This window comes from Flavobacterium pokkalii (assembly GCF_014596575.1).
GTDB classification, from domain to species: domain Bacteria; phylum Bacteroidota; class Bacteroidia; order Flavobacteriales; family Flavobacteriaceae; genus Flavobacterium; species Flavobacterium pokkalii.
This window is the reverse complement of sequence record NZ_NASZ01000006.1, coordinates 22,311-45,775: the sequence shown is the minus strand read 5'-3', so window position 1 is coordinate 45,775 and position 23,465 is coordinate 22,311. Positions and strand designations below refer to the sequence as shown.

At 34.2% G+C, this 23,465-nt stretch carries 13 protein-coding genes; 3 read left to right on the top strand and 10 right to left on the bottom strand.

The window, feature by feature from the left end:
• Positions 1 to 227 precede the first annotated feature (227 nt).
• A complete protein-coding gene (locus tag B6A10_RS06080) occupies positions 228 to 1,112 on the top strand; it encodes an AraC family transcriptional regulator (protein ID WP_188220133.1) in 885 nt (294 codons plus the stop codon).
• Positions 1,113 to 1,186: 74 nt separating this feature from the next.
• Positions 1,187 to 1,852, top strand: a complete 666-nt coding sequence (locus B6A10_RS06075; protein WP_188220132.1) for an HAD family hydrolase — start codon at positions 1,187 to 1,189, stop codon at positions 1,850 to 1,852.
• 112 nt (positions 1,853 to 1,964) lie between these two features.
• Here B6A10_RS06075 and B6A10_RS06070 read toward each other — a convergent pair whose 3' ends face one another.
• From B6A10_RS06070 to B6A10_RS06060, 3 genes are read right to left on the bottom strand one after another with little or no spacing between them, the layout of a single operon-like run.
• Complete coding sequence (locus B6A10_RS06070; protein ID WP_188220131.1) at positions 1,965 to 4,439, bottom strand: hypothetical protein; 2,475 nt, start codon at positions 4,437 to 4,439, stop codon at positions 1,965 to 1,967.
• Positions 4,440 to 4,449: 10 nt separating this feature from the next.
• On the bottom strand, positions 4,450 to 5,970 hold the full coding sequence (locus B6A10_RS06065) for a sulfatase (protein WP_188220130.1): 1,521 nt from the start codon (positions 5,968 to 5,970) through the stop codon (positions 4,450 to 4,452).
• Between the two features lie 14 nt (positions 5,971 to 5,984).
• Positions 5,985 to 9,020 carry a sugar-binding domain-containing protein gene (locus B6A10_RS06060; RefSeq protein ID WP_188220129.1) on the bottom strand — a complete coding sequence of 1,012 codons (3,036 nt, stop codon included), beginning with the start codon at positions 9,018 to 9,020 and terminating at the stop codon, positions 5,985 to 5,987.
• 303 nt (positions 9,021 to 9,323) lie between these two features.
• On the opposite strand from B6A10_RS06060, the gene B6A10_RS06055 reads away from it, so the two are divergent.
• Complete coding sequence (locus B6A10_RS06055; RefSeq protein ID WP_188220128.1) at positions 9,324 to 9,701, top strand: VOC family protein; 378 nt, start codon at positions 9,324 to 9,326, stop codon at positions 9,699 to 9,701.
• Between the two features lie 368 nt (positions 9,702 to 10,069).
• Here B6A10_RS06055 and B6A10_RS06050 read toward each other — a convergent pair whose 3' ends face one another.
• The 7 genes from B6A10_RS06050 to B6A10_RS06020 form a co-directional block, all read right to left on the bottom strand.
• Positions 10,070 to 11,869 carry a glycoside hydrolase family 43 protein gene (locus tag B6A10_RS06050; RefSeq protein WP_188220127.1) on the bottom strand — a complete coding sequence of 600 codons (1,800 nt, stop codon included), beginning with the start codon at positions 11,867 to 11,869 and terminating at the stop codon, positions 10,070 to 10,072.
• A complete protein-coding gene (locus B6A10_RS06045) occupies positions 11,862 to 13,319 on the bottom strand; it encodes a sulfatase (RefSeq protein ID WP_188220126.1) in 1,458 nt (485 codons plus the stop codon). Before B6A10_RS06045 ends, B6A10_RS06050 begins: the two co-directional genes overlap by 8 nt.
• Positions 13,320 to 13,325: 6 nt before the next feature.
• Positions 13,326 to 16,022: a glycoside hydrolase family 2 TIM barrel-domain containing protein gene (locus B6A10_RS06040; protein WP_188220125.1), complete on the bottom strand. Its 2,697-nt coding sequence runs from the start codon at positions 16,020 to 16,022 to the stop codon at positions 13,326 to 13,328.
• A gap of 10 nt (positions 16,023 to 16,032) precedes the next feature.
• A complete protein-coding gene (locus tag B6A10_RS06035; protein ID WP_188220124.1) occupies positions 16,033 to 18,807 on the bottom strand; it encodes a family 78 glycoside hydrolase catalytic domain in 2,775 nt (924 codons plus the stop codon).
• Between the two features lie 92 nt (positions 18,808 to 18,899).
• Complete coding sequence (locus tag B6A10_RS06030; RefSeq protein WP_188220123.1) at positions 18,900 to 20,342, bottom strand: sulfatase family protein; 1,443 nt, start codon at positions 20,340 to 20,342, stop codon at positions 18,900 to 18,902.
• A gap of 47 nt (positions 20,343 to 20,389) precedes the next feature.
• The gene (locus tag B6A10_RS06025; RefSeq protein WP_188220122.1) at positions 20,390 to 21,967 is read right to left on the bottom strand and encodes a sulfatase; all 1,578 of its coding nucleotides are present in this window, start codon (positions 21,965 to 21,967) and stop codon (positions 20,390 to 20,392) included.
• 21 nt (positions 21,968 to 21,988) lie between these two features.
• Positions 21,989 to 23,449, bottom strand: a complete 1,461-nt coding sequence (locus tag B6A10_RS06020; protein WP_188220121.1) for a sulfatase family protein — start codon at positions 23,447 to 23,449, stop codon at positions 21,989 to 21,991.
• Positions 23,450 to 23,465 lie beyond the last annotated feature (16 nt).

The following is a 23,465-nucleotide window of genomic DNA, read 5'->3' as shown; positions in this document are numbered from 1 at the left end:
TATTGCTTATTTATTGTTTTTTTTTCCGCAACCTTAAATAGCACCATCTAATCATAGACGATTACACACAGAATAACCAATAATATCAAAACACCAAAAACGACATTAAATACGTCATTTTAATAAAATAACCATATATTTACTAAATTATAATTGTAAATTATCATTAATAAACCTAAAATATATAGATTTTCAACTTAACACAAATAGACATTAAATTATAAATAATGGACAATAACACTCTAAAAGAAGGCTTTCTAGGTCAAAAAATGATTGCCCTTCCTAAAAACATTATCAATACAGCTAAAAAAAACGCTATAACTCAAAATTTTTATGTGAGCGATTTAGGTTATTATCCCATGGCAAACCATCACCACCGGATAAGAAAAAATGGCGCTAATCAATACATTTTCATTTATTGCACAAAAGGAAAAGGAGAAATAAATTTAAACAATATCAAAACTTTTATTTCACCAAACCAGTTTTTCATCATTCCAAAAAATGTTAAACATGAATACAAAGCAGATGAAAATGACCCATGGAGCATATATTGGTTTCACTTTAAAGGATCGCTTGCTCCTGAACTTTATGATCGATATATTGCCACACATTCTAATAACTACAAAAACGTACCGTTTTCAACAACAAAAATTAAATTATTTGAAAAAATATTTACTCTTTTTAACAATAATTATCAAGAAAACAATATTGAATACGCAAACCTTTTAAGCCTAAACTTTATAAGTTCATTTATATATTACGATTTCGAATCAAACATTAAAATTGAACAAAATGATACTTTAATTGATTCAATCATTGAATTCTTATTGAATAACTTAGAGCAAAATTTTACTTTAGACGAAATTGCAGAAAAATTCAACTATTCTAAATCCTATTTACACACAAAGTTTAAAATAAAAACAGGATATCCTCTAATCGTTTTTTTTAATTTGAAAAAAATTCAAAAGGCATGTGAGTTTTTAAATTATACCGATTTAAGTATTAAAGAAATTAGTTTTAAAGTAGGAATTGAAGACCCCTTATATTTCTCACGTATTTTTAAAAGTTTCATGGGAAAATCACCCAGAGATTATAAAAAAAGCCTAAAATAAATCCTAAAACTATAAGAAAACATTTAATTGCAATAATTCTAAATAAGTTTAAAAAAACTTCTAAACTTAATTTAATGACTAAAATAAAAGCTGTATTCTTTGATTTTGACGGAACATTAGTAAATTCTGATAATTTTCATTTTAATTGTTGGAATGAATCTTTAAAGAAATTCAATGTTAAATTGAAATATCATTATTATTTAAATCATCTTGCCGGAATTCCAACTTCATTAAATGCAGAAACATTAATAAAAAAGTATGCATTATCCATTACTATAAAAGATTTATCAACCCTAAAAGATAGCATAACCAAAAACAAAATAAAAAAAGAAGAAATTAAATTTATGCCAAATGCTCTTGCCATTTTACAACGCTTTGAAAAAGAAAAAATTTCAATGTTTTTAGTAACAGGCAGTCCTAGAGTTGAAGTTGATTATATTTTAAAAAAGATAGAAATTGAAAAATATTTTAAATCTTCTATCACAAGAAATGATGTTACAAAAAGTAAACCTGCACCAGACCCCTATCTAAAGGCAATTCTAAAATCAAATATCAATCCTAAAAACATCATAGTCTTTGAAGACACACCAAATGGAGTCGCCTCTGCTAAATCTGCAAATCTTAAATGCTTTGCAATTCAAACCAATCTTAAATTACAAAAAAAATTAATCAATGCTGATAAAACATTTAAAAATTTCAATCAAGCTATTGAATATTTAGAGAACAAAAAATTAATTTAAAAAAAATCAACAACTATTTTTAACTACATCATCTAAAAAGCAAAGGCTGTATGAAAACATTCTTCCCACACAACCTTAGTCTCCGTTATCAAAACGTCTCTTGAAAAAAAAATTAATTGAACAATTTAAAACCTTTATACTCCTCATTAACAATCAAAGTTTTTTCAGCAAAACCTAACTTTTTCCCTTCACCAATATAGAGACTTACTTTCTTTTTCCTTTTAACCTCTTCTAGCCTTACAATTCCAAAACGACCTTCAAAATTTAATTTCAAGTCTTTATTCGAATAAACAGAATCTGCTTTATCCTGACAGATAATATAGTCGGTAATTAGCGTTTTATTTATTTTAGAAATCACTTTGGCTCCCACTACTTTATTACCATCCATCAAAGGCTCAACACTTTGAACACTAGACTCGGAATTTAAAGAGGGTTCAAATACCGCAATAAAAGGTTTGTCCCAGGCTTCACCATTTTGCCTGATAGCCACTACTTGCGTTTTCTTTTTCAGATACCCATTTTCAGCCTCACGTGTGGGTGGTGCTAAGGCGGTAGTGAATTCACGTTCCACTCCTTTTGGCACCATCATGTGCATGTATTTCTTATCAAAATCAATTTTGAAAGTCACATCCACTCCGTCTTTTATGGACTCGGTTACTTTGGTGTTTTCAAAATAGCGCCATCCTGGAGATTGTACTGGGTCACCAATATCATTGTTGTAACGGTCGGTCTCTTTCAGACTTAAAAGTTGTCCTTTTTCATTTTTTATAATGGTTTCATCACCAATATTGTGATAGATATAATCATGAAATTTATTTTCTCCATTCGATTTCGAACGGAAAATATCCAAATAGTAGGCAGTTTTTTCGCTAGTTCGAATCGTACTTAGTGTTCGCTCCTGAACACAATTATTAACCTCGTCTTTTAAAAATTGAGTAGCAAAGCTAAAATTTTCAGCTATCGGATTTTCCAAATGTTTCGGTTCGGCAGCTATATTTACCGCGTTGTTTTGCCAAACATAAGCATCTCCTTTCCATGAACCTTCATCCAAACCATGAGAACTTCCGTTGACAATTACCGAATTATTTCCGGCATACAATCTGAAATATTTTTCATGAAGCGGAATTTGTCTTTCTTTTACTGAAGCAGGAAGACCTGCATTGGGTCCCATTACATAACCCGCGCCATATAATTCCATAGAAATCCCGGTTAAATGCGAATGCACATACGAAGCACCTCCAATGATACCACACAAACCATAAATTTCATTTTCTTTGGCAACATAATTACGTTGAAGTGCTATACCTGCATGTTTTACAATAACCGTAGGTTTATTAAAATTAATGCGTCCGTCAATTTTTTCAGGAATAGGTTGTCCCCAAAACAAATCTAGTATTTGAAAATTGTTGAAAATATTATCTTCTAATTTAGGCTTATATCCTCCTTTGGCTTCATATGATTGTTTTAAGGCCAGTTGTGCCTTTTGTTTAATATCATCGTAGCCTCTTCTTTCGGCAATATTTAATGTATATAGATACAAATCCTCCGTACTGTCATTATTTCTCTTTGAATCACCGAATCGAACAAATTTCCTATTAGGATGTCTTAGATAATCAAACAGAAAATTGCCATTCAAAATGTGTTGATTTTCCTGAGTCACATTCATTTCTGGATAAATACGATCTACAATATTTAAAGTCATCGTAATAATTGGCATAAAACTATAACTCAAGGATTCCGGCCAAACGCCTTGCTCTCCAAACATTGGTAGAATGGTATTTTTAAATGAATTTTGGTGTGCTGTTCCTTTTTCCCAAAAAACATTAAACAAGCGCTGACGTTCTTTATCATCTTCAATACATAAAATACTAAACAAAGCTCCTGATGCTGTTAAGATAGGATGATTTGAGATAGTTTTACCATGCTTGTCGGGTTTGCCATACTCTTGCAATACATTACCAGCTACATTAGCCATTGCTTTTTGAGCTTTTGCATTGTCAAAAGGAATGCGCTTTTTTTGCGTTTTAGAATAGACCGTTGCATTGGCTTGTTTTAAATACGGGTAAATAAAATCGTAGGTTATGGCAAAAGGCCCATAAGTAGTCCTTGGGTCAAAAAACTCATAGCCACAAATTGTAGTCGTTTGAGGAGTTAAAGGTGCAATATGATCAATATAAACGCCCAAAATATCTGCTGCAAATTGGGCATATTTTTCGTCTTGGGTCAAATAATACAAATAGCCCGCATCCGAGGCAAGCGCCAACACTTTATTGTGCGCTGATGCAAGGGGAGATGCTTTTTGCTCTGAATTTTCACGGTCGTCTTTGGCAAAGGCTGGGACGGAATTCAAAATCGCATTGGGGTCCGATTGATGTTTTTGGAGTGAACCCTCTACCCGCTCATGCAACTGATTGACAATGCTTTTAGCCCAATCGTATTTTTTGATATTTTCCAAAATCTGAGGTCGTTCCTCACTAGTAACCCAAATTACAGGGTGTTTTAAAGACTGTGCTTGTATTGGATTTAAAAATATTGAACTGCTTATTAACAGTAATCTACAACAAAATATTTTAATTGATTTATTCATTTTATATCTATTATTTTTCAGCACCAATAACCTTTACCTCTTTTACTTCTTCCCCTAGACTTCTAGCTCGTTGTTTTACAAAATAGGGTTGAAAATTATATGATGAATTTATATCCCACTTTTCATTTGTATTTGGTAAATATTTTTTCAATCTTTTGATTTCACTTTTATACTCAGGAAACTTAGCTAGATTGGTAAATTCATTAGGATCTATTCTATGGTCGTATAACTCTTGTCCTCCATCTTCATACTGCGTAAATCTATATCGTCCTTGTCTAACAGAATGATTGTTTGCTCCATAAGTTGTGAGTGCAAATGATTTATTCTTGGCTTTATTACTTTTCATAGTTTCGACCAAACTGATACCTTCATTTCTATCATAAGCAGGAAGACCACACAATTCCAAAAGCGTTGGATAAATCGAAAGCATTTCGGCAGGAGTATCAATTACTTTTCCTTTTGGAAGACTAGGAGCCACAAATAAAAGTGGTGCTTTAGTAGCTGAATCCCATAAACCATGTTTAGCAAATGTACTTTTTTCTCCTAAACGGTACCCGTGATCTGACCAAAGTACTATAACTGTATTGTCAGCATATTCACTTTTATCCAAAGCATCTAATACACGACCTATTTCATAATCTACATAACTTATGCAAGCAAGGTAAGCTTGAATCATTTTTTTCCACTCACCTGTTTGAATTGCCCATTCTGTTGAGGGCATCATTGGCAAATCATTAATATCCAACCCTACCTGTGGAATATCATTTAAATCATCCGATAAATAGGGAGCCACTTGAATGCTTTCCAAAGGATGCATATCAAACCATTTTTGAGGTACATACAACGGCACATGAGGACGAAGAAATCCTAATCCCATAAAAAATGGTTTATTATAGGTTTTATTCAAATGCTCAATAGTCCAATCTACAGATTGATGGTCTGGCATTTGGTCATCTCGTTCTGGAAATGCTCCCCAATCAGTACTGGTACGTCCGTATTTGCTTTTATCGGCTGGACCTAAACCGTCCCATATAAAACGTTTTTCTGGTAGTGGACCAAAACCACTCACTCTTCCACCTGATTCGTCAAAGACACCCTTTGGAGCATGGTCATGAAACAATTTCCCCACACCCATAGTATAGTAGCCGTTGTTTCTAAAATATTCTGGTAGGAAGATAATATCATTTGTTTCTGCATTTTCTTTATTGCGTATGGCATTATCAGAGATCATTCCATAGATTCCGGTAGATGAAGGTCGAAGTCCAGTCATAATAGAAGCCCTAGAAGGACCGCACAATGGAGCTTGACAATGCGCATTAGAGAACAAAACACCTCTGGCCGCTAGTCTATCAATATTTGGAGTTTTAGTACCTGAATAATTTTTTAAACACCCTAACCATGTATTTAAATCATCTACTGCTATAAATAACACATTAGGTTTACCTGATTGGGCAACTTTAGATTGTGCCGTAATTGTTGTTCCAACTAAAACAAACACCAATATTACTATTATTTTACTTCTAATTTTCATTTGCTTTTTTTTAATTAATCAATAAAAAGTTCATCAATATAAGGACCGCTTTGACCTGTTGTTTCCAGTCGGATGTTATTGGCACCCGATTTAAAATTCACAATAGTATTTACAAATTCCCAGTTTTGAATCCAGCCTCCTGTGGCAGGAAATTCAAAAGTTTTGATATAAACATCGTTTACAAATAACTTCATTGGGTAAGTCTTGCCTTCATCGTTGTGCATATACCCAAATCGGATGCTAAAATCACCTGCCTCACCATCATTTTCTTGGTAAAAAGTAATACTACCTTCCTTATTATCAAATTTCACAAAACCAGTTCCCTTAAAGTGTTTAGCATCATTACTTACTTTTGCACCCCCTTTTAAAATAGCTTCTTCAGCGGCAATATTTACCCCTCTACCATTCCAAATGTTAGCTGATTTTTCATCTCCCCAAAACAATCCTTGATTAGCACCAAAAGTTTCTTCTAACTGTAAAATCAATTTCCCATTTTGTTTCACAATCGCTTTGACTGTGGTATTGTTTTCTACTTCGAATGGCTTTGTATAAGCAGCTCCTTCTTTCAGAGGGTCAGCTCCATTGGTTGTATATAAAACCTCCAAATTCGATTTAGATATTTCTCCAATAATTCCAATTTTTTGTACATCAATTGAAATCAGATTAGAAAGATACAATGCCTTGTCACCCAAAATAGAGGCCGTAATAACCGAAGCTTTTTTAGCATTATCTTTTTCTCTTAAAAATAGACGTCCTTTTCCAAAAAATAAAGTTCTAAAATCCGATTTGGTACGACTAATAGAATCGATAGGATTTCCATTTTCCATAGATACTTTTTCTACATCCCCTGATATATGATAATAGACTCTGTTTTCACCATAAGGATAAAGAGTAGCTTTCGAATCTATGGATTCGCTTGTAAAAATATAACTTGAAGAAAATCCACCCTCAGCTTTTAGCTTATTGAGACTGTTTTTTAAAGATTGAGGTACACCACTTGTTGCAATTGAAATTCTCTTTTCTTCTTTACCATTATTATAGGCAACAGCCTCTAGTTTTCCTTCTTCATAAGGCACCATCCAGTCGCATTGCATTTCGTTCCAAACAGTTCCAGGTTTGTCTTTTCCTAATGATTTTCCATTTAAGAATAATTCTACCTCATCAGCATTTGAATATACCCAAACAGGAATTACCGTTCCTTTTTTCATTCTTGGATGTGTCCAATGTGGTAAAATATGTACCATGGTTTCCTTAGTCCATTGGCTTTGGTAGAAATAATACAAATCTTTTTCAAAACCCGCCACATCAAGTGCGCCACCCATAAACAAATTAAAAGGCAAACCACCGTGAACCAAACCCGCTTCACCGTAATAATCAAAACCAGTCCAACGGAAATGCCCGCTATGCCAAGGCGTATCTCGCATTACTTCCCAATTTTTACGGGCAGAAATACGAACCGTAGCATTATCATAAGAGGAATTATAACGTTGTTTTCTGTTCTTCCATTTTTTTGGGTCTAAACCTTCGTAAAAAAAGATTTCCTTTTCGGTTAAATTCGGTAACGGATAAGTTCCTGGCAATTCATTATCGCGCCACCAAGTTTGGGTTCTATAGTAGCCACGTGTTTGCCAAGTATGAGGTGCTTCAGTAGATACAAATGGTTTATCAAATTTAGCAAACTCTAAGAATGATTTGGTTTCTGAACCACCGTTTATCCCAGTGATATCCATATCTTCAGGATTACCCGCACCTGATGAATACAAACGAGTATCATCTAAACTTTTTCCAAATTTAACTAACTCAGGAGCCACAGGGCTATGTGTTTCATTCCCTAAACTATAAACAAAAACACTTGGATGGTTTCGGTCTCTGGTAATCCACTCTTTCATATCAGCTTTCCACCATTTATCAAAAGCCTGTTTACCATAATCTTGAGGTGCTTTTTTGTGCCAACCATCAAAGATTTCGTCCATTACCAATAAGCCTATTTCATCACAAATATCATAAAACATAGGAGGTGTTGGGTTGTGCGAAGGACGAATGGCATTGATTCCCATATCTTTTAACAGTTGTAATTTCCAGCGCAACATTGGTTTGGTCCATGCACCACCAACTGGCCCTCCTTCCCAATGCTCGCAAACGCCTTTTAGCTTAACATTTTTGCCATTCAGCCAAAAACCAGTTTTTTTTTTCCATTCGACGGTTCTAAAACCAAAGTTTGTCTTAACCTCATCAATTACTTTTTTATTTTGAATTACTTGAGTGATTAACTGATATAAAACCGGTGTTTCTGGACTCCATAATAATGGATTATTAACCGTTAGGCTAGTATTACTTTTATCTCCATCTAATTTTTGAATCTTAGACTGAATCTTTTTACCTGTTGGCGTTACTACTGTAAACTGATATTGTAATCCGTTAGATGGATTGATGTAATCCACTTCCACATTAACTTGAGCTTGATTAGTCTGGATTTTTGGCGTAGTAATAAATATACCATTAGGACTAATATGACTTTTTGAAACTTCTATCAATTTTACAGGCGCATAAATTCCACAAGGATGGTACCAGCGTGCCGAAGGTTCTAAACTATTATCTACTCTAACAGCTATAGTGTTTTTTCCTTCTTTCAAATATTTTGAAATGTCATATCTGAAACTGATGTATCCATAGGGTCTCTTTCCTAGATGGTTTCCATTTATCCATACATCGCTATTCATATAGACCCCGTCAAAATCGATGTAAATTGTTTTAGTTAAACTAGATTTATTTACAGTAAAAAATTTTCGATACCAACCAATACCCCCATCGTGGTAACCACCACCTTGTCCTTGGTCGCCTCCTTTACGAACTCCTTTTTCAAAAGACCAGTCGTGAGGCACATTGATAGTTGCCCAATTTGAATCTACAAAATTTTCAGCGGAGAATTCTAAATTATCCGTATCAAGTATGAATTGCCAGTTATTATTGAAATTGGATTCTGTGCGTTGTGAATAATTATTTATGGTACATAAAAAAAACACAACTGATAGAACAATTTTAATTTTCATAATTTTAATGTTTTTTGGTGAATTCGTTTTCAAAAAAAATTGAACTATCAAAGTTAAGCTTATATAAATTTTGGTCTGTCCTGTATTGTTATGCTCTTAATATATTTTAATCACCTAAAAAAATCCATAACAAACTTTTCACAAATAATGATCTATAGTAAGTCATCCCGTTTAAAAATAATTTGACATATTTCCAGTTCAAAAGATTTACCCTTCAAAAGGCACAACACATACAAATAAAACCTAGCAAAAAATGTATTTTTGGAAGTTATTGTATATTGTAAAAATTAAATCTAAACTAAAATGAAGATAAAATTCAAAAAATTGGATCATGTCCAAGTTTGTATCCCTATTGGTGAGGAAGAAAGAGCTCGCAATTTTTATTGCAACATATTAGGATTACAAGAACTTGAGAGGCCTAAATCCATACAAAACATTGCTGGATTTTGGCTAAAAATTGCTGATATTTCACTTCACATTGGTACAGAAAACACAGAAGGAATTTCAAAAAGGCATCCTGCTTTTGTTGTTGAAGATAGTATCCTGATTAAAAAATATTTAATTGACAAGGGTGTTAGAATTCAAGAAGAACAAGAGATTCCGGGGATAAATAGATTCTCATTTTACGACCCTTGGAACAATCGGATAGAATTAATAGAAAAAACACCAAATTTTCTTTAAAAAGAATTAATTACTACACAAAAACCCCGTTTGTAACTTATTTTGAGCGTTAACGGGGTTTGATTCTTGTATTATTTAGCAAGTCCATAAAAACTATTTTTCTTAGAAATAACAGCTAATAATTTGAAAGCCTACAACACCTCACCTGTTTGCTTGTACAACCACCACTACATTTACGGACGAGCTTCATTTGGTAATTTTTGAAATAGCAGGGTTGAATCTCTGTAAAATATTCATTTTTCAGGGGATTTTTTAAAATTTTCTAAGAATAAATTTCAAGTCCGAAACAAGAGTAAAAAAGGTACAATTATCAACCGTTTACACATATTCAGTCATTTATTTATTTATTTATTTATTTATTTATTTATTTATTTATTGGCTTTAGGTCCATCATATTCATAATGGAAACTATCAATATCAAAAACGCCTTTTTCCTTATTGTTGTTCCAACAGAAAAAACCAATACGATCACCTGACCAATAACCAAATTCAATTGTAAAATCAGTTGCCACTTTTATAAAATTCTTACCGTTTGTACTGTATTCAAAAAATGCCTGATCGCCTTTGTTTTGGGTTCGCAAATACAGTTTTTTTGATTTGATTATTTCACTTTCCGTTTCCTTTCCTTCTTTGTCCATAAAGAAAAGTTGTTTGCTTCCGTTTTCATTTATTTTTACACCAAACAAATGAGAAACACTACTAAACCTGACCATACCGGCTCGCTGACCGACTACCATACCCGATAAATCAACTTTTGCCGTTGCTGTTCCTGTGGTGTTGCCCATGATACGCTGACTAATCGTATTAGGCGCTCTCCAAAAATCTGCATTTATTCCAATATTTTTTTCTCTTGAAGAAACAGTTGGACCGAACCCTTCTTTGTTTGGCAATAATTTACTTGCTATCAGGCGCAAGTATCCTTTTCGTTTGTTAAGCGACCAGTGTGAATCGCGTGAATTGTGGTTCCATTCCCATTGATGACCCAATGTTGAAGAATTAAATTCGTCATCGGTTTGTGGCGCTTTTATCGGAAATCCGTTAATAGGCTTTTTGTACGACCAAACCGGTTCACCAATGCCATCATCGTCAATATCCTCTCCAATAATCGGCCAACCATCAACCCAGGTTACAGGCTCTAAACACTGTGGACGACCCTGAAACGGACTTTTTATATTTTGAACTAACTGGTGCATGTACCACCACGAATTATCAGGTGCCTGAACTAATGAGCCCTGGCAACTGCTTCTTTCAAAGCCATTTCCCCTTTCCAATACCACTTTTTTCTCATAAGGACCATAAATGCTGTTGGTGGTTGAGCGCAAAACAAACTGTTTTCTGTCGCCTCCATTAAATTCTCCACCTTTGGGGTTATTGGAATCTTTATTGAACCATTCAGCCATAAAAATGTAAAATGTACCGTTAATTTTATGAACCTTTGCTGCCTCTGCCACTTTACCAACGTAATATACCTGTCCGCTATCAAGCACCGAAAGACCGTCCCAGCTCATTTTATAAATGCGGTTTTCGTTCATTCGTTCTTTTTTCATTTCAGGATCAGGATTCACCCTAAAAGCATTATTGCACACCAAAAATGCCTCATGAGTATCATAGTCCCAAAATACAGTAGGATCATCATGAGCGATTTCGGGAGGTAACATTTTTATAGGTTTGGACCAGGGACCGCGAATGTTTTCGGCTGTGCTTACCAATAAACCATGTCTGGAATCAATCATATAGCAATAATATTTCCCTTCATGATAAGCCAAATCTCCGGCATAAACGCCACGACCATAAGCAGACAATCTGTCCCAGTTATAGTCGGGTGACCAATCCAGTTTATCCCAAACATGGCCAATAATCTCCCAGTTTACCAAATCGTCCGATTCCAGAATAACCATACCGGGTGAAAAATGTTGTTTAGATGCAATCATGTAATATTTATCCCCGATTTTTTCAATGTCAATATCTGGATAATCGGCATTAAGTACTGGGTTTTTGTAAGTACCATCGCCTTGGTCGCCCCAACTACCTATTTTGTAGTTTAAATCTTTATCATTTAAAATATAATTCCTGTTGTCATTCAAGTTAGTTTCGATTCGTTGTGAAAAAACCGAAACCGAACTTAGGATAAAATAACATCCTATTATACATTTTGTTAAACTATTCATCTTCTGGAACACCTTTAGAAATTATACTTTTTTTGAAGGGTCCCATATCAACAGGGAATTGATTATCAAGATTTTTTTTCATTCGCTGTTCTATTTTTTTGTATTTACTATTACCCGCTAAATTTTCGGTTGCTAAAGCACTTTGCTTATGGTTATATAATTCTTTACCTACTACTTCTTGAGTATCTGCGTTGCGCCATTCGGTATAACGCCATTGGCCATCGGTACAAGTACACCCCATATTTTTACCTCTAGGATATACACTATAAGCTGCATTATCCCATTTCATCTTAGGATTGTCTAATAATGGTAATAAACTTTTACCATCGGTTTTGGGTAGGCTTAAGTTACAAGCCGCTGCAATGGTTGAAAAAACATCTATATATTCTACAAGGGCATCACTTCTTTGATTCACTTTGCGCCCTTGATAGTTAGTTTCTCTACTGATTATTAAAGGCACTTTTACATCATGCTCAAAATTAGTATGTTTACACCAAGCCCCATATTCCCCCAATTTCCAACCGTGGTCACTCATAAAAACTATCATGGTGTTTTGACGTAAGTTTAACTCGTCTAACGTTTGCAATACTTTACCCATTTGTGTATCAATAAAACTCACACTGGCATAATAGCCATTTATTAATTCTTTAGATAAATCATCACTTAAATCTCCTTTTTGCGGAATCCCATAATAGTTACGTAATTCGCCCCAATTACTCATTGCAGTAGGAAAAATATTTGCTGGCTTGTCCCTTGATGGAACAACAATATTTTTTTTATCGTATAAATCCCAATATTTTTTAGGAACATTAAAAGGCAAATGGGGACGACTAAAACCAACCACCATCATAAAGTTTTCGCCTTTTATATCTTTTAGCGTTTTTATTGCATTATTAGCGACTTTGGCATCACGATACGTATCGTCAGGCACATCAACACATTCAAAAGCAGGGGCTTTTACTTTTTGTCCTGCTTTTTTTTGCTTCTCCATAATGGCTATATTTTCTGGATTGGCATAGGTATTTCCTTCTCTGGGAAACAAAATGCTCCAATTTTCTTTGTCATCATTAGCATGATGATATACTTTACCCACTGCAACAGTTTTATAGCCATTTTGCTTAAAAAATTGCGGTATAGTGAGCAAGTCTTTGTGTACTTTTCGAAGGGGCGTTTCTAAATCGTAAATCCCAACATTTTCTGGTCGCATTCCTGTAAGAATACTGATTCGTGAGGGAGCGCAAATTGCTTGTTGACAATAGGCTTTGTCAAACAACACTCCGTCTTTGGCTAATTTATCAATATTAGGTGTTTTAATTATACTGTTATCATAGCAACCTAATTCTGGTCTTAAATCATCTACTAAAAAAATGAGTATGTTGGTTTTTTGTTGTGCATTAACGCTATAAACAAAACCAAAAAATAATACAACATATTTATATAATATTTTCATAATTCCCTATAATTTCTTATAAATCTCGATAGCATTTAATACTGGTTCGCCAACATTTTTTTTGAAATTAACAAGTAGTGGTTCAGCTTCTTTTACAGTTATTTCGCCTTTAATTTTAACTGCACGATATTCTCCATATTGCCCCAGTAAATCAAGTTTGTCAACTATTTTTTTATCATTGATTGAAACCGAAAAAGTTCGATTGGTAATTTTAGCTACTTCTTTACTTTCCTCACTTAAATCATAAGGTAAATGTTTTGCTTTTGATCCTTCAAGTTCTGCAAAATGCATAGTTACTTCATAAACTCCAGGTGGTACGTCAAAACGGTATTGCTCAATGCCTACCAACTGCGTTTGGTAAATAGGGTCGTTAAAAGTTCCTTTAATGGTTTGCTTCGCTCCATAAGGTTGTTGCACATTTTTTTCAGGACGTACATAAGGTTTTCCGCCAATGTGCCCCCAACTTCCTGGGGTGTATTCTTTATCGAACATCCAAGCTTGATCAATAGCATCATCATAGAAAAAACGCTTATCCCCTACATTGATAGAAAAACCATTGGCAGGAAATTGTTTCAATGATATAGGCAATACGTTAATTTGTACTGTGGAAAAATCTTCAACCACTGTACCTCCTTTAGTTTTGGCAATCAATTGATTGATTCCGTTAATAAATGGCACATTAAATGTAGCGATAACTCCCTCCGTTTTTTTTATACCGAGACTTTTTCCGTTAAGAAATAATTCTACTTCGCTTTGATTGGTGAAAATTTGTACCGGCATAGTAGAAATGCCAACACCTTCTTTGTCTTCGATATAAGTGCGTTGTTTACCCCAAGTTTTTGTACCAAGAGCTAAGAATGGTTTCTTAAGCAAACTTGCCTGATAAAAGAAGTAAACATCTTTTGGTGAACGGTCTAAACCAACTAATCCTTTATTATTGATACTTTGCACAGCATCAACACGATCTTCCGAGTTAAAATCGGCATAATTCCATACGTTGACACCAGCTATAAAATCATTCTTCATAAAATAGTCAAGATAGTATTTATGAAATTCGGTTCCATATTCCTGTGAATAATCAAAACGCATCGGATATAATGAGTGTAATCGTGGGTCTACTCCCGCACCGTACTCGGTAATAATCATAGGTTTTTTTATTGCTTTACGAATTTTGTTAATATTTTCAGGCAATAAATCGTATGAACCACCATACCAACCCAGATAGATATTCCAGCCTACAATCATAGGAACCTCCGTTAATCCTGGCTCTTGGTAACGCTCTAAACTATTATGATTAGGAATCATGGTATAACGGTACGGGTCTTCTTTACGCGTTAAATTTTCAATTTTCTTAGCTAAATCTACGATGTACTTTGTGTAAACATCATAACGCTTTTTATCATCGGTAAATTTTGGGTGTAAAATCACCTCGTTCATGTATACCCAAATAATCAAACTTGGGTGATTGTAGTTTTGACGAATCATTTCCATTTGAGCACTCAAACAATTTTGAGTAAAAGCTTCTGATTCGGTTACCGTATCAATGACAGGTGTTTCAACAGTAGCAAGAATTCCTAAACGGTCACACATTTCAAGAATAATTGGGTCTTGTGGATAATGGGCAATACGTAAAAAGTTACTACCCATAGCTTTCATTTTCAGTATATCTTCAACATGGATATAATCTGGTAAAGCGTTACTTATGGCTTTAAAATCTTGATGACGGTTAGTTCCTATTAATTTTAAGTGTTTCCCATTCAAAAAGAAACCTTTGTCAACATCAAATGTAAACCAACGAAATCCGAGTGGGTTACTAGTTTCATCTAGTTTTGTATTGTTTTTTGAGTCAACAATCTCACAGACCACCCTGTATAAATTAGGCGTGTCTGGTGACCATAATTCAGGATTTAAAACAGAATTTAACTTCAGGTCAAAATCATTTGAAATACCCGGCTTTAAACTTAATGAAACTATTTTCTCTTGAACCAGCTTTTGGTTTGGAGCATATACTTTTGCCAGTAATTTTACCTTTTGAGTTGAGGCATCATCATTTTTAATTTTAACTTTTAAATTCACCTCTCCACTTTTTTCAGAGACTTTTGGCGTGGTTATAAAAACGCCATTGGATGCATAATCTTCAATGTTAAAGTGTACTTTTTCAGTTACTAGAAGATTGACATCGCGATAAATTCCACCAAAAAATGTAAAGTCAGCATGCAATGGCGGAACATCTTTATCAAAAGCATTATTGGCTTTAACAATTACTTCAAAGGTTGAATATTCTTTGGAAGTATCAAATTTTACATATTTGGATACCGGAACCACAAAGCGGGTAAAACCACCAATATGCTTAGAGGCTAATTGTTTGTTGACATATACCTCAGCAACCATACCTACTCCTTCGAAGAAAAGGAAAACTTGCTTATCTTTATATGCAGTAGGGATTTTTATAGTCTTTGAATACCATCCAGAACCTCGATAATATCCTTCTTCCTCGTCAATAACATCTTTATCATTCCAAGTGTGTGGAATATCTACTTGAATCGATTTTTCTTTCGATTTTGAAATATCCTCAACTTTTGTAATTCCATTGTCTTTGACAAATTTCCAATCCTCGTTGACTGTATATTTAATTTGTGCGTTTGTTAAATTATTTGAAAGACTAAACAAAATAACTAAAAATATTAACAGGTGTTTTTTCATTAGATTTAAATTATTGAGGTTTAAAATAAGTGGATTTGAATTGATAAATTCCAGGTTTAGCTTTTAAATAATAAGCATTAGCTGTTTTTTTGATTAATTGAATCATTTGATTGTTTTTAAAAATGACCCCGTTGCTAATTAAATCTTTGTTTGTATCAGCAGGAATAATTAGAGTAGCCGTTACTTGTGAAGGAATCACTACATCTAAATAAAATTGATTATTTTCTAATTTCCAAGAGGAACCAACTTTTCCATAAGGAGAATCATAAGTAGCACTTGCAGACGTCAAAGGTAAACCTGGCATAGGGGAAATTTCAATTTCTTTATAACCTGCTGCAATAGGTTTTATTCCTGCAATACGTTCGTACATCCAATGACCAATAGCACCATAAGCATAATGGTTGAAAGAATTCATTCCGTCCTTATGAAATCCATCTTTTAGAGTATAACTATCCCAACGTTCCCACATAGTGGTAGCACCTTGATTAATCGAATAAAACCAAGAAGGATAGCTTTCTTTGAATAAAATAGAATACATTAAATCACTTTGCCCCATGTTATCCAAAACAAAAGGTAATATAGGTGTCCCCAAAAATCCAGTTCTAAGATGATTATCACAATCGGCAATAATTCTAACCAAATGGTCAATAGCTTTTAAAGATTTTTCTTTAGACAATAATCCAAAATCTAAAGCCAATAAATATTGTGTTTGAGTTTCAATTTTAGTTGTTGTACGACCATTAGCATCAAAATACTTTGCATCAAATGCTTTTTTGATGGCTTGATGTAACTCTTTTAACCTATTAACATCTTCATTCTTTCCTAAAACTTGTGCTGATTTCATTGTTAATTCAACAGCTCGAGCATAATAAGCTGTTGACACAAAATCTCCAGGGGTATCTCCACGACGAGTCATTTTAGGATTATCTTTTGGAATAGTATAAGGTTGCAACCAATCGCCAAAAGCCATCATAGTTACAATATTTCCTTTGGATTTTGAAGCGTAATACCCTAGCCATTTGTTCATCATATCATAATTATCTTCAAGGATACGCTTGTCTCCCGTTCTAAAGTAAATTTCCCAAGGGATAATTACACAAGCATCACCCCAACCAGAGGAAGATTCTGTTCCCAGAGCATTTGGAATAACATGAGGAATTGCTCCATCAGGCAATTGTTCCATTCTCATACTTTGTAAATAGGATGCCCAGAATGCATACATATCAGCAAAAAAAAGAGAAGTTGGTGCAATGACCTGAGCGTCACCAGTCCACCCCAAACGTTCATCTCGTTGTGGACAATCAGTTGGAATATCAAAAAAATTTCCTTTTAACCCCCAAGTAATATTACTTTGCAATTGGTTTAACTTAGTATGGGAAGAAGTAAAATTGCCATTAAGATTAAAATCAGAATATTGTACAATGGCAGTAACCCAATCTTTTTGTGGTTTAGCCTTAGAATCAAAACCACTTAATTCGATGTATTGATAGCCATGAAAAGTAAAAGTTGGTTTCCATTCTATCATTCCGTCTTTGGCAGCAATATAATAATCCGTTGACTTAGCCCCTCTATAATTTCCGGTGTACATGGTACCGTCTGTATTGAGCATTTCGGCAAAACGAACCGTGAGTGTATCTCCTTTTTTCATTGGTACTTTAATCAAAGGTACACCTACATTATTTTGTCCAAAATTAAAGATTGGTTTACCAGCAATTGGCTCTGTAATTGTTTTAACGGGAATGATCTCTTTATTCTTAACTGTTTGATAGCGTTTAGGCAATAACAAAACGGATTCTGATAGTTGCTCTTCAACTACTTGGGACCATTCAGAATCATCATAGTTATTGTTTTTCCAATTTCCTAAATCAAAGTTAGCATTATAGGTTTCCCCATCATAAATATTTGCTTCTCTTATAGGTCCATTGAGGGTAACTTTCCAGGTTTTATCAGTTACAATAGTTTGAGTACCTTTGGTAGTTTGAATCTCTAACTGGCACAATAAAAAAGGTGCATCTTTTTTCTCTGCATCACGTCTAAGATAAATACGTCCAGAATTCCAACCCTCAGCAAGAACTGCACTTAATGTGTTGTCTCCTTTTTTGATCATATCCGTCACATCATAAGTCAAAGTGCTGATGTTTTTATTTGTAGGTGTCCAGCCTGGTGTCATCACATCAGTTCCTACCTTTAAGCCATTAATATAAGCTTCAAAAACTCCTCTAGCGGTAATATACAGTCTTGCTTTTTTAACATTTGAATCGACATTAAGTTTTTTTCGCATGTATTGTGGTCTAAACAGTACTGATTTTTTTCGGGTAAATTCATTCAATTGTGTTGGAGAAACCGAAATCCAATTCCCCTTCCAATCTTTATTACTTAGTAAACCTAATTCAAAATGAGTTCTCTCACTCCAATTTGAAGCTTTTCCCTTATTATCCCAAAACTTAACTTGCCAATAGACTTTTTGTCTGGATGACAGCTTTTTACCTTTATAGTTTACAAATAATGTTTGGTCATTATTCACCTTACCACTATTCCACAAATCAGGATGGTTAGGTAGTAATTCCGGTGAACTTGCTACTACTATGCTATAAGCTGATTGTGATTCAGTACCAACAGGAAGTTTCCATGAAAATGTGGGACTACTATCATAAAACCCTAATGGATTGGTTAAGCCTTCACTGATGGTTAAATTTGTTGGAGCCTGATTCAAATTTCTATGCTGTACAAATGAACATAGCAATACTAATAATACTGCACATCCCACAAGATATTTACTATTCATATAATTCATTATTTTTTCAAACTAGTTGACAAATAAACCAACTAATTTTTTTTATATTCAATTGCTTAATTCTTAGTAAGAATCTTAACAAATTATTTAAAAGGAACCGTACCCGAATCATCCAAGGTATATCCCCATTTTTTCACATATTCCATTCCTGGTAGAAACTCATCTTTATTATCCTGTAAGCGTTTTAGCAAACGTTTTTCTAGGTCATCCTGAATCATCTTGTAATTAGGGTTATTGACTAAATTTTTTAATTGATAAGGATCTTTTTCATTATCAAAAAACAACCAAGGTCCGTTTAAATCTTTCACATAAGTATAGCGTTCAGTTACCAATCCTCTATATTCTTTACCGCCTTTTTTTCTGTTCCATTGTCCAAAGGGTTGTACACAAGTGATTATTGTTTCTTCACCTACTTTCAAATTTCCTTTTCCTTGCATATATGCTGTGTAATTAATTCCTTCGACACTTTTAGGTATTGAAATATTACACAAACCCAATAAAGTAGGTAAAATATCTTCGGAGTTCAACATTGCGCTTCGGTCGCCTGCTTTAATTCCGAATCCCTTGGGAACATAAAAAAGCATCGGTACTTTCACAGATTCAGCATAGGGCTGTTGCTTGTAACTTTGACGATGAGACCCTGACATATTACCATGGTCTGATGTAAATACTATTATGGTATTATCTAATTGATTAGAGGCTTTTAAATTATCTAATAATTTGCCCATCATTTCGTCTAAGGCCGCAATATGTGCATAATAACCCGCTAATTCTTCTTTAGCAGCTTCTTCTTTTCCCTTTGGCACATTAGGACGTAATTTGATATCATTAGGATTAAACATTTTTTTATACTTCTCAGGTGCTGTATTATATGGTGAATGTGGGGTTCCCCATGCCAAAACCAGTAAAAATGGATTTACCCCATTTTTTTTTGAATCCATATAAGCTATTGCAGCATCTGTTTGTGCAAAAGTATCGTAATCCCCCCACGTTCTAGGAGTAGGATCATTATTGTCATAATAAACGGAACGGTTGTAGTTATGCGTACATTCATTGGCTTGCCAAAACTGAAATCCTTGTCGGCGACTTCCTGGCGGAATAAATTTAGTTCGCCCATGACCATCCATGTGCCATTTGCCAATATAACCGGTATCGTAACCTGCTTTAGCATAAATATTCCCCATAGTTACTGCAGTGGTATCTAACTGAACATCATTCATAAACATCCCATTTGTTATGGGTCTTTGCCCTGTCATCAATGAACCTCTAAAAGGAGTACAAACAGGCATTCCAGAAACTGCATTTTTAAAATTAACGCTCATTGATGCTAATCTATCAAGATTAGGTGTTTTAATATTTTCGTCACCTGCGTAACTGGTCGCTTGTGCGCGCAATTCATCAGTTACTATAATTAAAACATTGGGAGCTTTTGCATTGACTGTTGATGGTTTTTTTTTAGGTGCATTACAAGAATGTAACACGATTAAACTTAACGAAGCAAGTATAATTTTAAAAGCAGTTTTCATAATAGTTTGGTATCAATTCTAAACTTATTTATAGTTTGGTTAATTTTTTAATCAATAGTAGGAATGCTTCCCCACCAATTAGGATTGGGTTCCCAATCTTTATTCAACATCTTGGTTCGTAGTTCCTCGAGCGATTGTATTTTTTTCTTCTGGCTGTTTACAATCGCTTCTTTTTCTTTATTCTCATCAAATGATGGATTCGGTTTAGGATATTGCGCATTTACCTCTTTCAACCAGCGCAATAACATTTTAGACATGACTTTTGTACGTTTAGATTCTTTTTTGGCTAAGTCATGATCTTCGTGAATATCATTATTTAAATTGTACAATTCATTATGACCATCTTCCCAGAAATGAATTAATTTCCACTCCCCTTTTCGAATGATAGAAACAGGTCTTCCCCCTTGGTTTCCATAATGAGGGTAATGCCAATATAAAGGTCTCTCATCTATTGTTTTTCCTTTTAAGACAGGAACAATGCTTTTTCCGTCTTTATGGTCTTCAGGCTGTAATGGTAACCTAGCCAAGTTAAGAATTGTAGGGTAAAAATCGCTACTGATTACAGGTGTATCATTTCGAACACCTTTATTGTCGTAGCCTGGAACATTAACCATAAAAGGAACCCTTATTCCTCCCTCCCATTGATAGCCTTTTCCTCCTTTAAAAGGCAAACAATTTGTTGAGTAATTATCTCCAGAAGTTACACCTCCATTATCAGAAGTAAAAATAACAATGGTATTTTTATCTAAACCTGTCTCCTGAAGTGTTTTTAAAACCATTCCAACAGCATCATCCATAGTTTCTATTAAACCAGCATATACAGGATTATCTTGATATTTTCGCATAGGCAATAAATCACCGTTTTCAAAACCTTTGTCTGCAAATCCCATTTTTTCTGCTTTGGCTCTATACTTTTCCCATTTCTCTTTGGTAGTTTGAATAGGAGCATGAACGGCATAAAAAGATAAAAAAGCAAAGAAGGGTTTGTCCTTTGATGATTTTATAAAATTAGACGTTTCCTTTGCCAAACACAATGTTAAATTTTCTCCTTTTTCGTGATCCTCAAGCTTAGGATTTTTAAAAGGGGCAAAATATCCACCTGCAGGACTTCCTGAATGGAAACCACCTTTATTTATATCAAAGCCATAATCTTCAGGGTAATTTCCTTTATCACCTAAATGCCATTTCCCTGCAAAAAAAGTAGTATACCCACCTTTTTTTAAAGCCTTTGGTAAAGTTACTACCGACTTATCAATATGATCTTTGTATTCTGCAGGAAACACTTTACTTTTCCTTTTACTATCATTCCACTCGTGACCTGTTTTTGCCCCAATCCAATCCGTAATTCCATGACGAGCGGTAAACTGCCCTGTCATAATTGTTGCTCGAGAAGGACTACACACTTGACAACCTGCATACCCATTTGTAAAAACCATTGATTGACTTGCTAATGCATCAATGTTTGGTGTCTCATAATATTTGCTTCCCATACAACTTAAATCCGAATACCCTAAATCATCAACCAAAATGAACAGAATATTGGGTTTATAATTACTTTTTGTTTGCGAATAAGAGTTACTTAATAATGACAACATTCCTACAACTAGAGCAAATACGAATTTCATATTTGTAAATTTTAAATCTATTTAATTTTGTTTTTGGGGAGAAATCACCTTGCCTTCGCCTTTATCCCAACTCCAAAAATCAATGGCTCTCTTAGATGAGTCAAGTGTATAATTCCATTTTTTCATATAGAATTCTCTTGGTTTAAAATCGTCACCTATCCTTTTTAATTCATTGTTGAGTTGCTTATCTAAATCTATTTGAATCTTTTTATACTCTTGTTTTCCTAACAAATTTGTCATTTGATAGGGATCTTTTACATTGTCAAAAAGATTAGAAGCACCATCTGTCGTTTTAATATAAGTATATTGTTTGGTTCTAATAGCTCGGTACTCTGAATCATTAAAATTAGAACCAAAAGGACTAACATTCATTATTAAAGCCGCTCTATCAGCTTTTGGATTTGGATTTTTAATTAATGAAGATACATCTTCACCTTCAATTCCTTTTGGAATGGCAATTTTGGTTAAGCCTAATAAAGAAGGTAAAATATCAGGTGTGGTTATAGGTGCTTGAACTGTTTTGCCTTTGTTATTCTTGATGTTCGGGTAAGAGATTAAAAAAGGTACTCGTACAGACTCATCCCAGGCTAATTGTTTAACAAATGGTTTTACGCCATGCCCACCCATCATTTCACCATGGTCAGCCGTAAATACTATAATAGTGTTATCAGATAAATGAAGCTTTTTAATTTGCTCCAGTACCGTTCCAATGGCCTCATCAGTAGCGGTACAATGACCGTAATACCCTTGTAACTCCTTACGAACCTTAATCTTCATTTCTTCAGGGATATTAGGTGCTAATACTAAATCCTTTTGAGGATACATATTTTTATACTTTTCAGGGGCACTGTCGTGTGGATAGTGAGGCGTTGCCAACGAGATAAATAATAAAAATGGTTTGTCATCACGAGCGTGGTCATTAAGATACTGATTTGCATCCTTAGTAATGGCAAATGGTGAATACCCCTCCCAATATTTTATTTCGGGGTCATTATTGGCATAATAATGCTCCTTATTGTAATTATGATCACACTCCATTCCTTTCCAGTAATCAAATCCTTGTCGTCTGTCTGGAGCTACATTATTGTCTCTACCATGACCATCCAAATGCCACTTTCCTAAATATCCTGTATTATAACCTTCAGCTTTGAAAATTTCAGCCATACATAATTCTTCTGATGGTAAATAAATATCATTCAAGAACATCCCTGTTGTGGTGGGGAATTTCCCTGTGAGCAAAGCTGCTCGATGCGGTGTACATACAGGTGTAACTGAAACTGCATTGGTAAAATTGACAGCTTCCTTAGCTAATTTATCTAAATTAGGCGTTTTTACATTAGGGTCGCCATTGTAGCCTGTGGCAGAACCTCTCCATTGGTCGGTGAGGATAAAAACAATATTGGGCTTTTTAGTTTTATCTTTTCCTTGTGCATTCATCTGAATGGCTACACAAGTCAATACAATGTAGATTATTCTTTTCATTTTTATCTATATTTTA

Excerpts from the sequence above, each read along its gene's own strand:
- B6A10_RS06080 (WP_188220133.1), top strand. The coding sequence starts at position 228 with ATGGACAATAACACTCTAAAAGAAGGCTTTCTAGGTCAAAAAATGATT.
- B6A10_RS06075 (WP_188220132.1), top strand. The coding sequence starts at position 1,187 with ATGACTAAAATAAAAGCTGTATTCTTTGATTTTGACGGAACATTAGTA.
- B6A10_RS06070 (WP_188220131.1), bottom strand. The coding sequence starts at position 4,439 with ATGAATAAATCAATTAAAATATTTTGTTGTAGATTACTGTTAATAAGC.
- B6A10_RS06065 (WP_188220130.1), bottom strand. The coding sequence starts at position 5,970 with ATGAAAATTAGAAGTAAAATAATAGTAATATTGGTGTTTGTTTTAGTT.
- B6A10_RS06060 (WP_188220129.1), bottom strand. The coding sequence starts at position 9,020 with ATGAAAATTAAAATTGTTCTATCAGTTGTGTTTTTTTTATGTACCATA.
- B6A10_RS06055 (WP_188220128.1), top strand. The coding sequence starts at position 9,324 with ATGAAGATAAAATTCAAAAAATTGGATCATGTCCAAGTTTGTATCCCT.
- B6A10_RS06050 (WP_188220127.1), bottom strand. The coding sequence starts at position 11,869 with ATGAATAGTTTAACAAAATGTATAATAGGATGTTATTTTATCCTAAGT.
- B6A10_RS06045 (WP_188220126.1), bottom strand. The coding sequence starts at position 13,319 with ATGAAAATATTATATAAATATGTTGTATTATTTTTTGGTTTTGTTTAT.
- B6A10_RS06040 (WP_188220125.1), bottom strand. The coding sequence starts at position 16,022 with ATGAAAAAACACCTGTTAATATTTTTAGTTATTTTGTTTAGTCTTTCA.
- B6A10_RS06035 (WP_188220124.1), bottom strand. The coding sequence starts at position 18,807 with ATGAATAGTAAATATCTTGTGGGATGTGCAGTATTATTAGTATTGCTA.
- B6A10_RS06030 (WP_188220123.1), bottom strand. The coding sequence starts at position 20,342 with ATGAAAACTGCTTTTAAAATTATACTTGCTTCGTTAAGTTTAATCGTG.
- B6A10_RS06025 (WP_188220122.1), bottom strand. The coding sequence starts at position 21,967 with ATGAAATTCGTATTTGCTCTAGTTGTAGGAATGTTGTCATTATTAAGT.
- B6A10_RS06020 (WP_188220121.1), bottom strand. The coding sequence starts at position 23,449 with ATGAAAAGAATAATCTACATTGTATTGACTTGTGTAGCCATTCAGATG.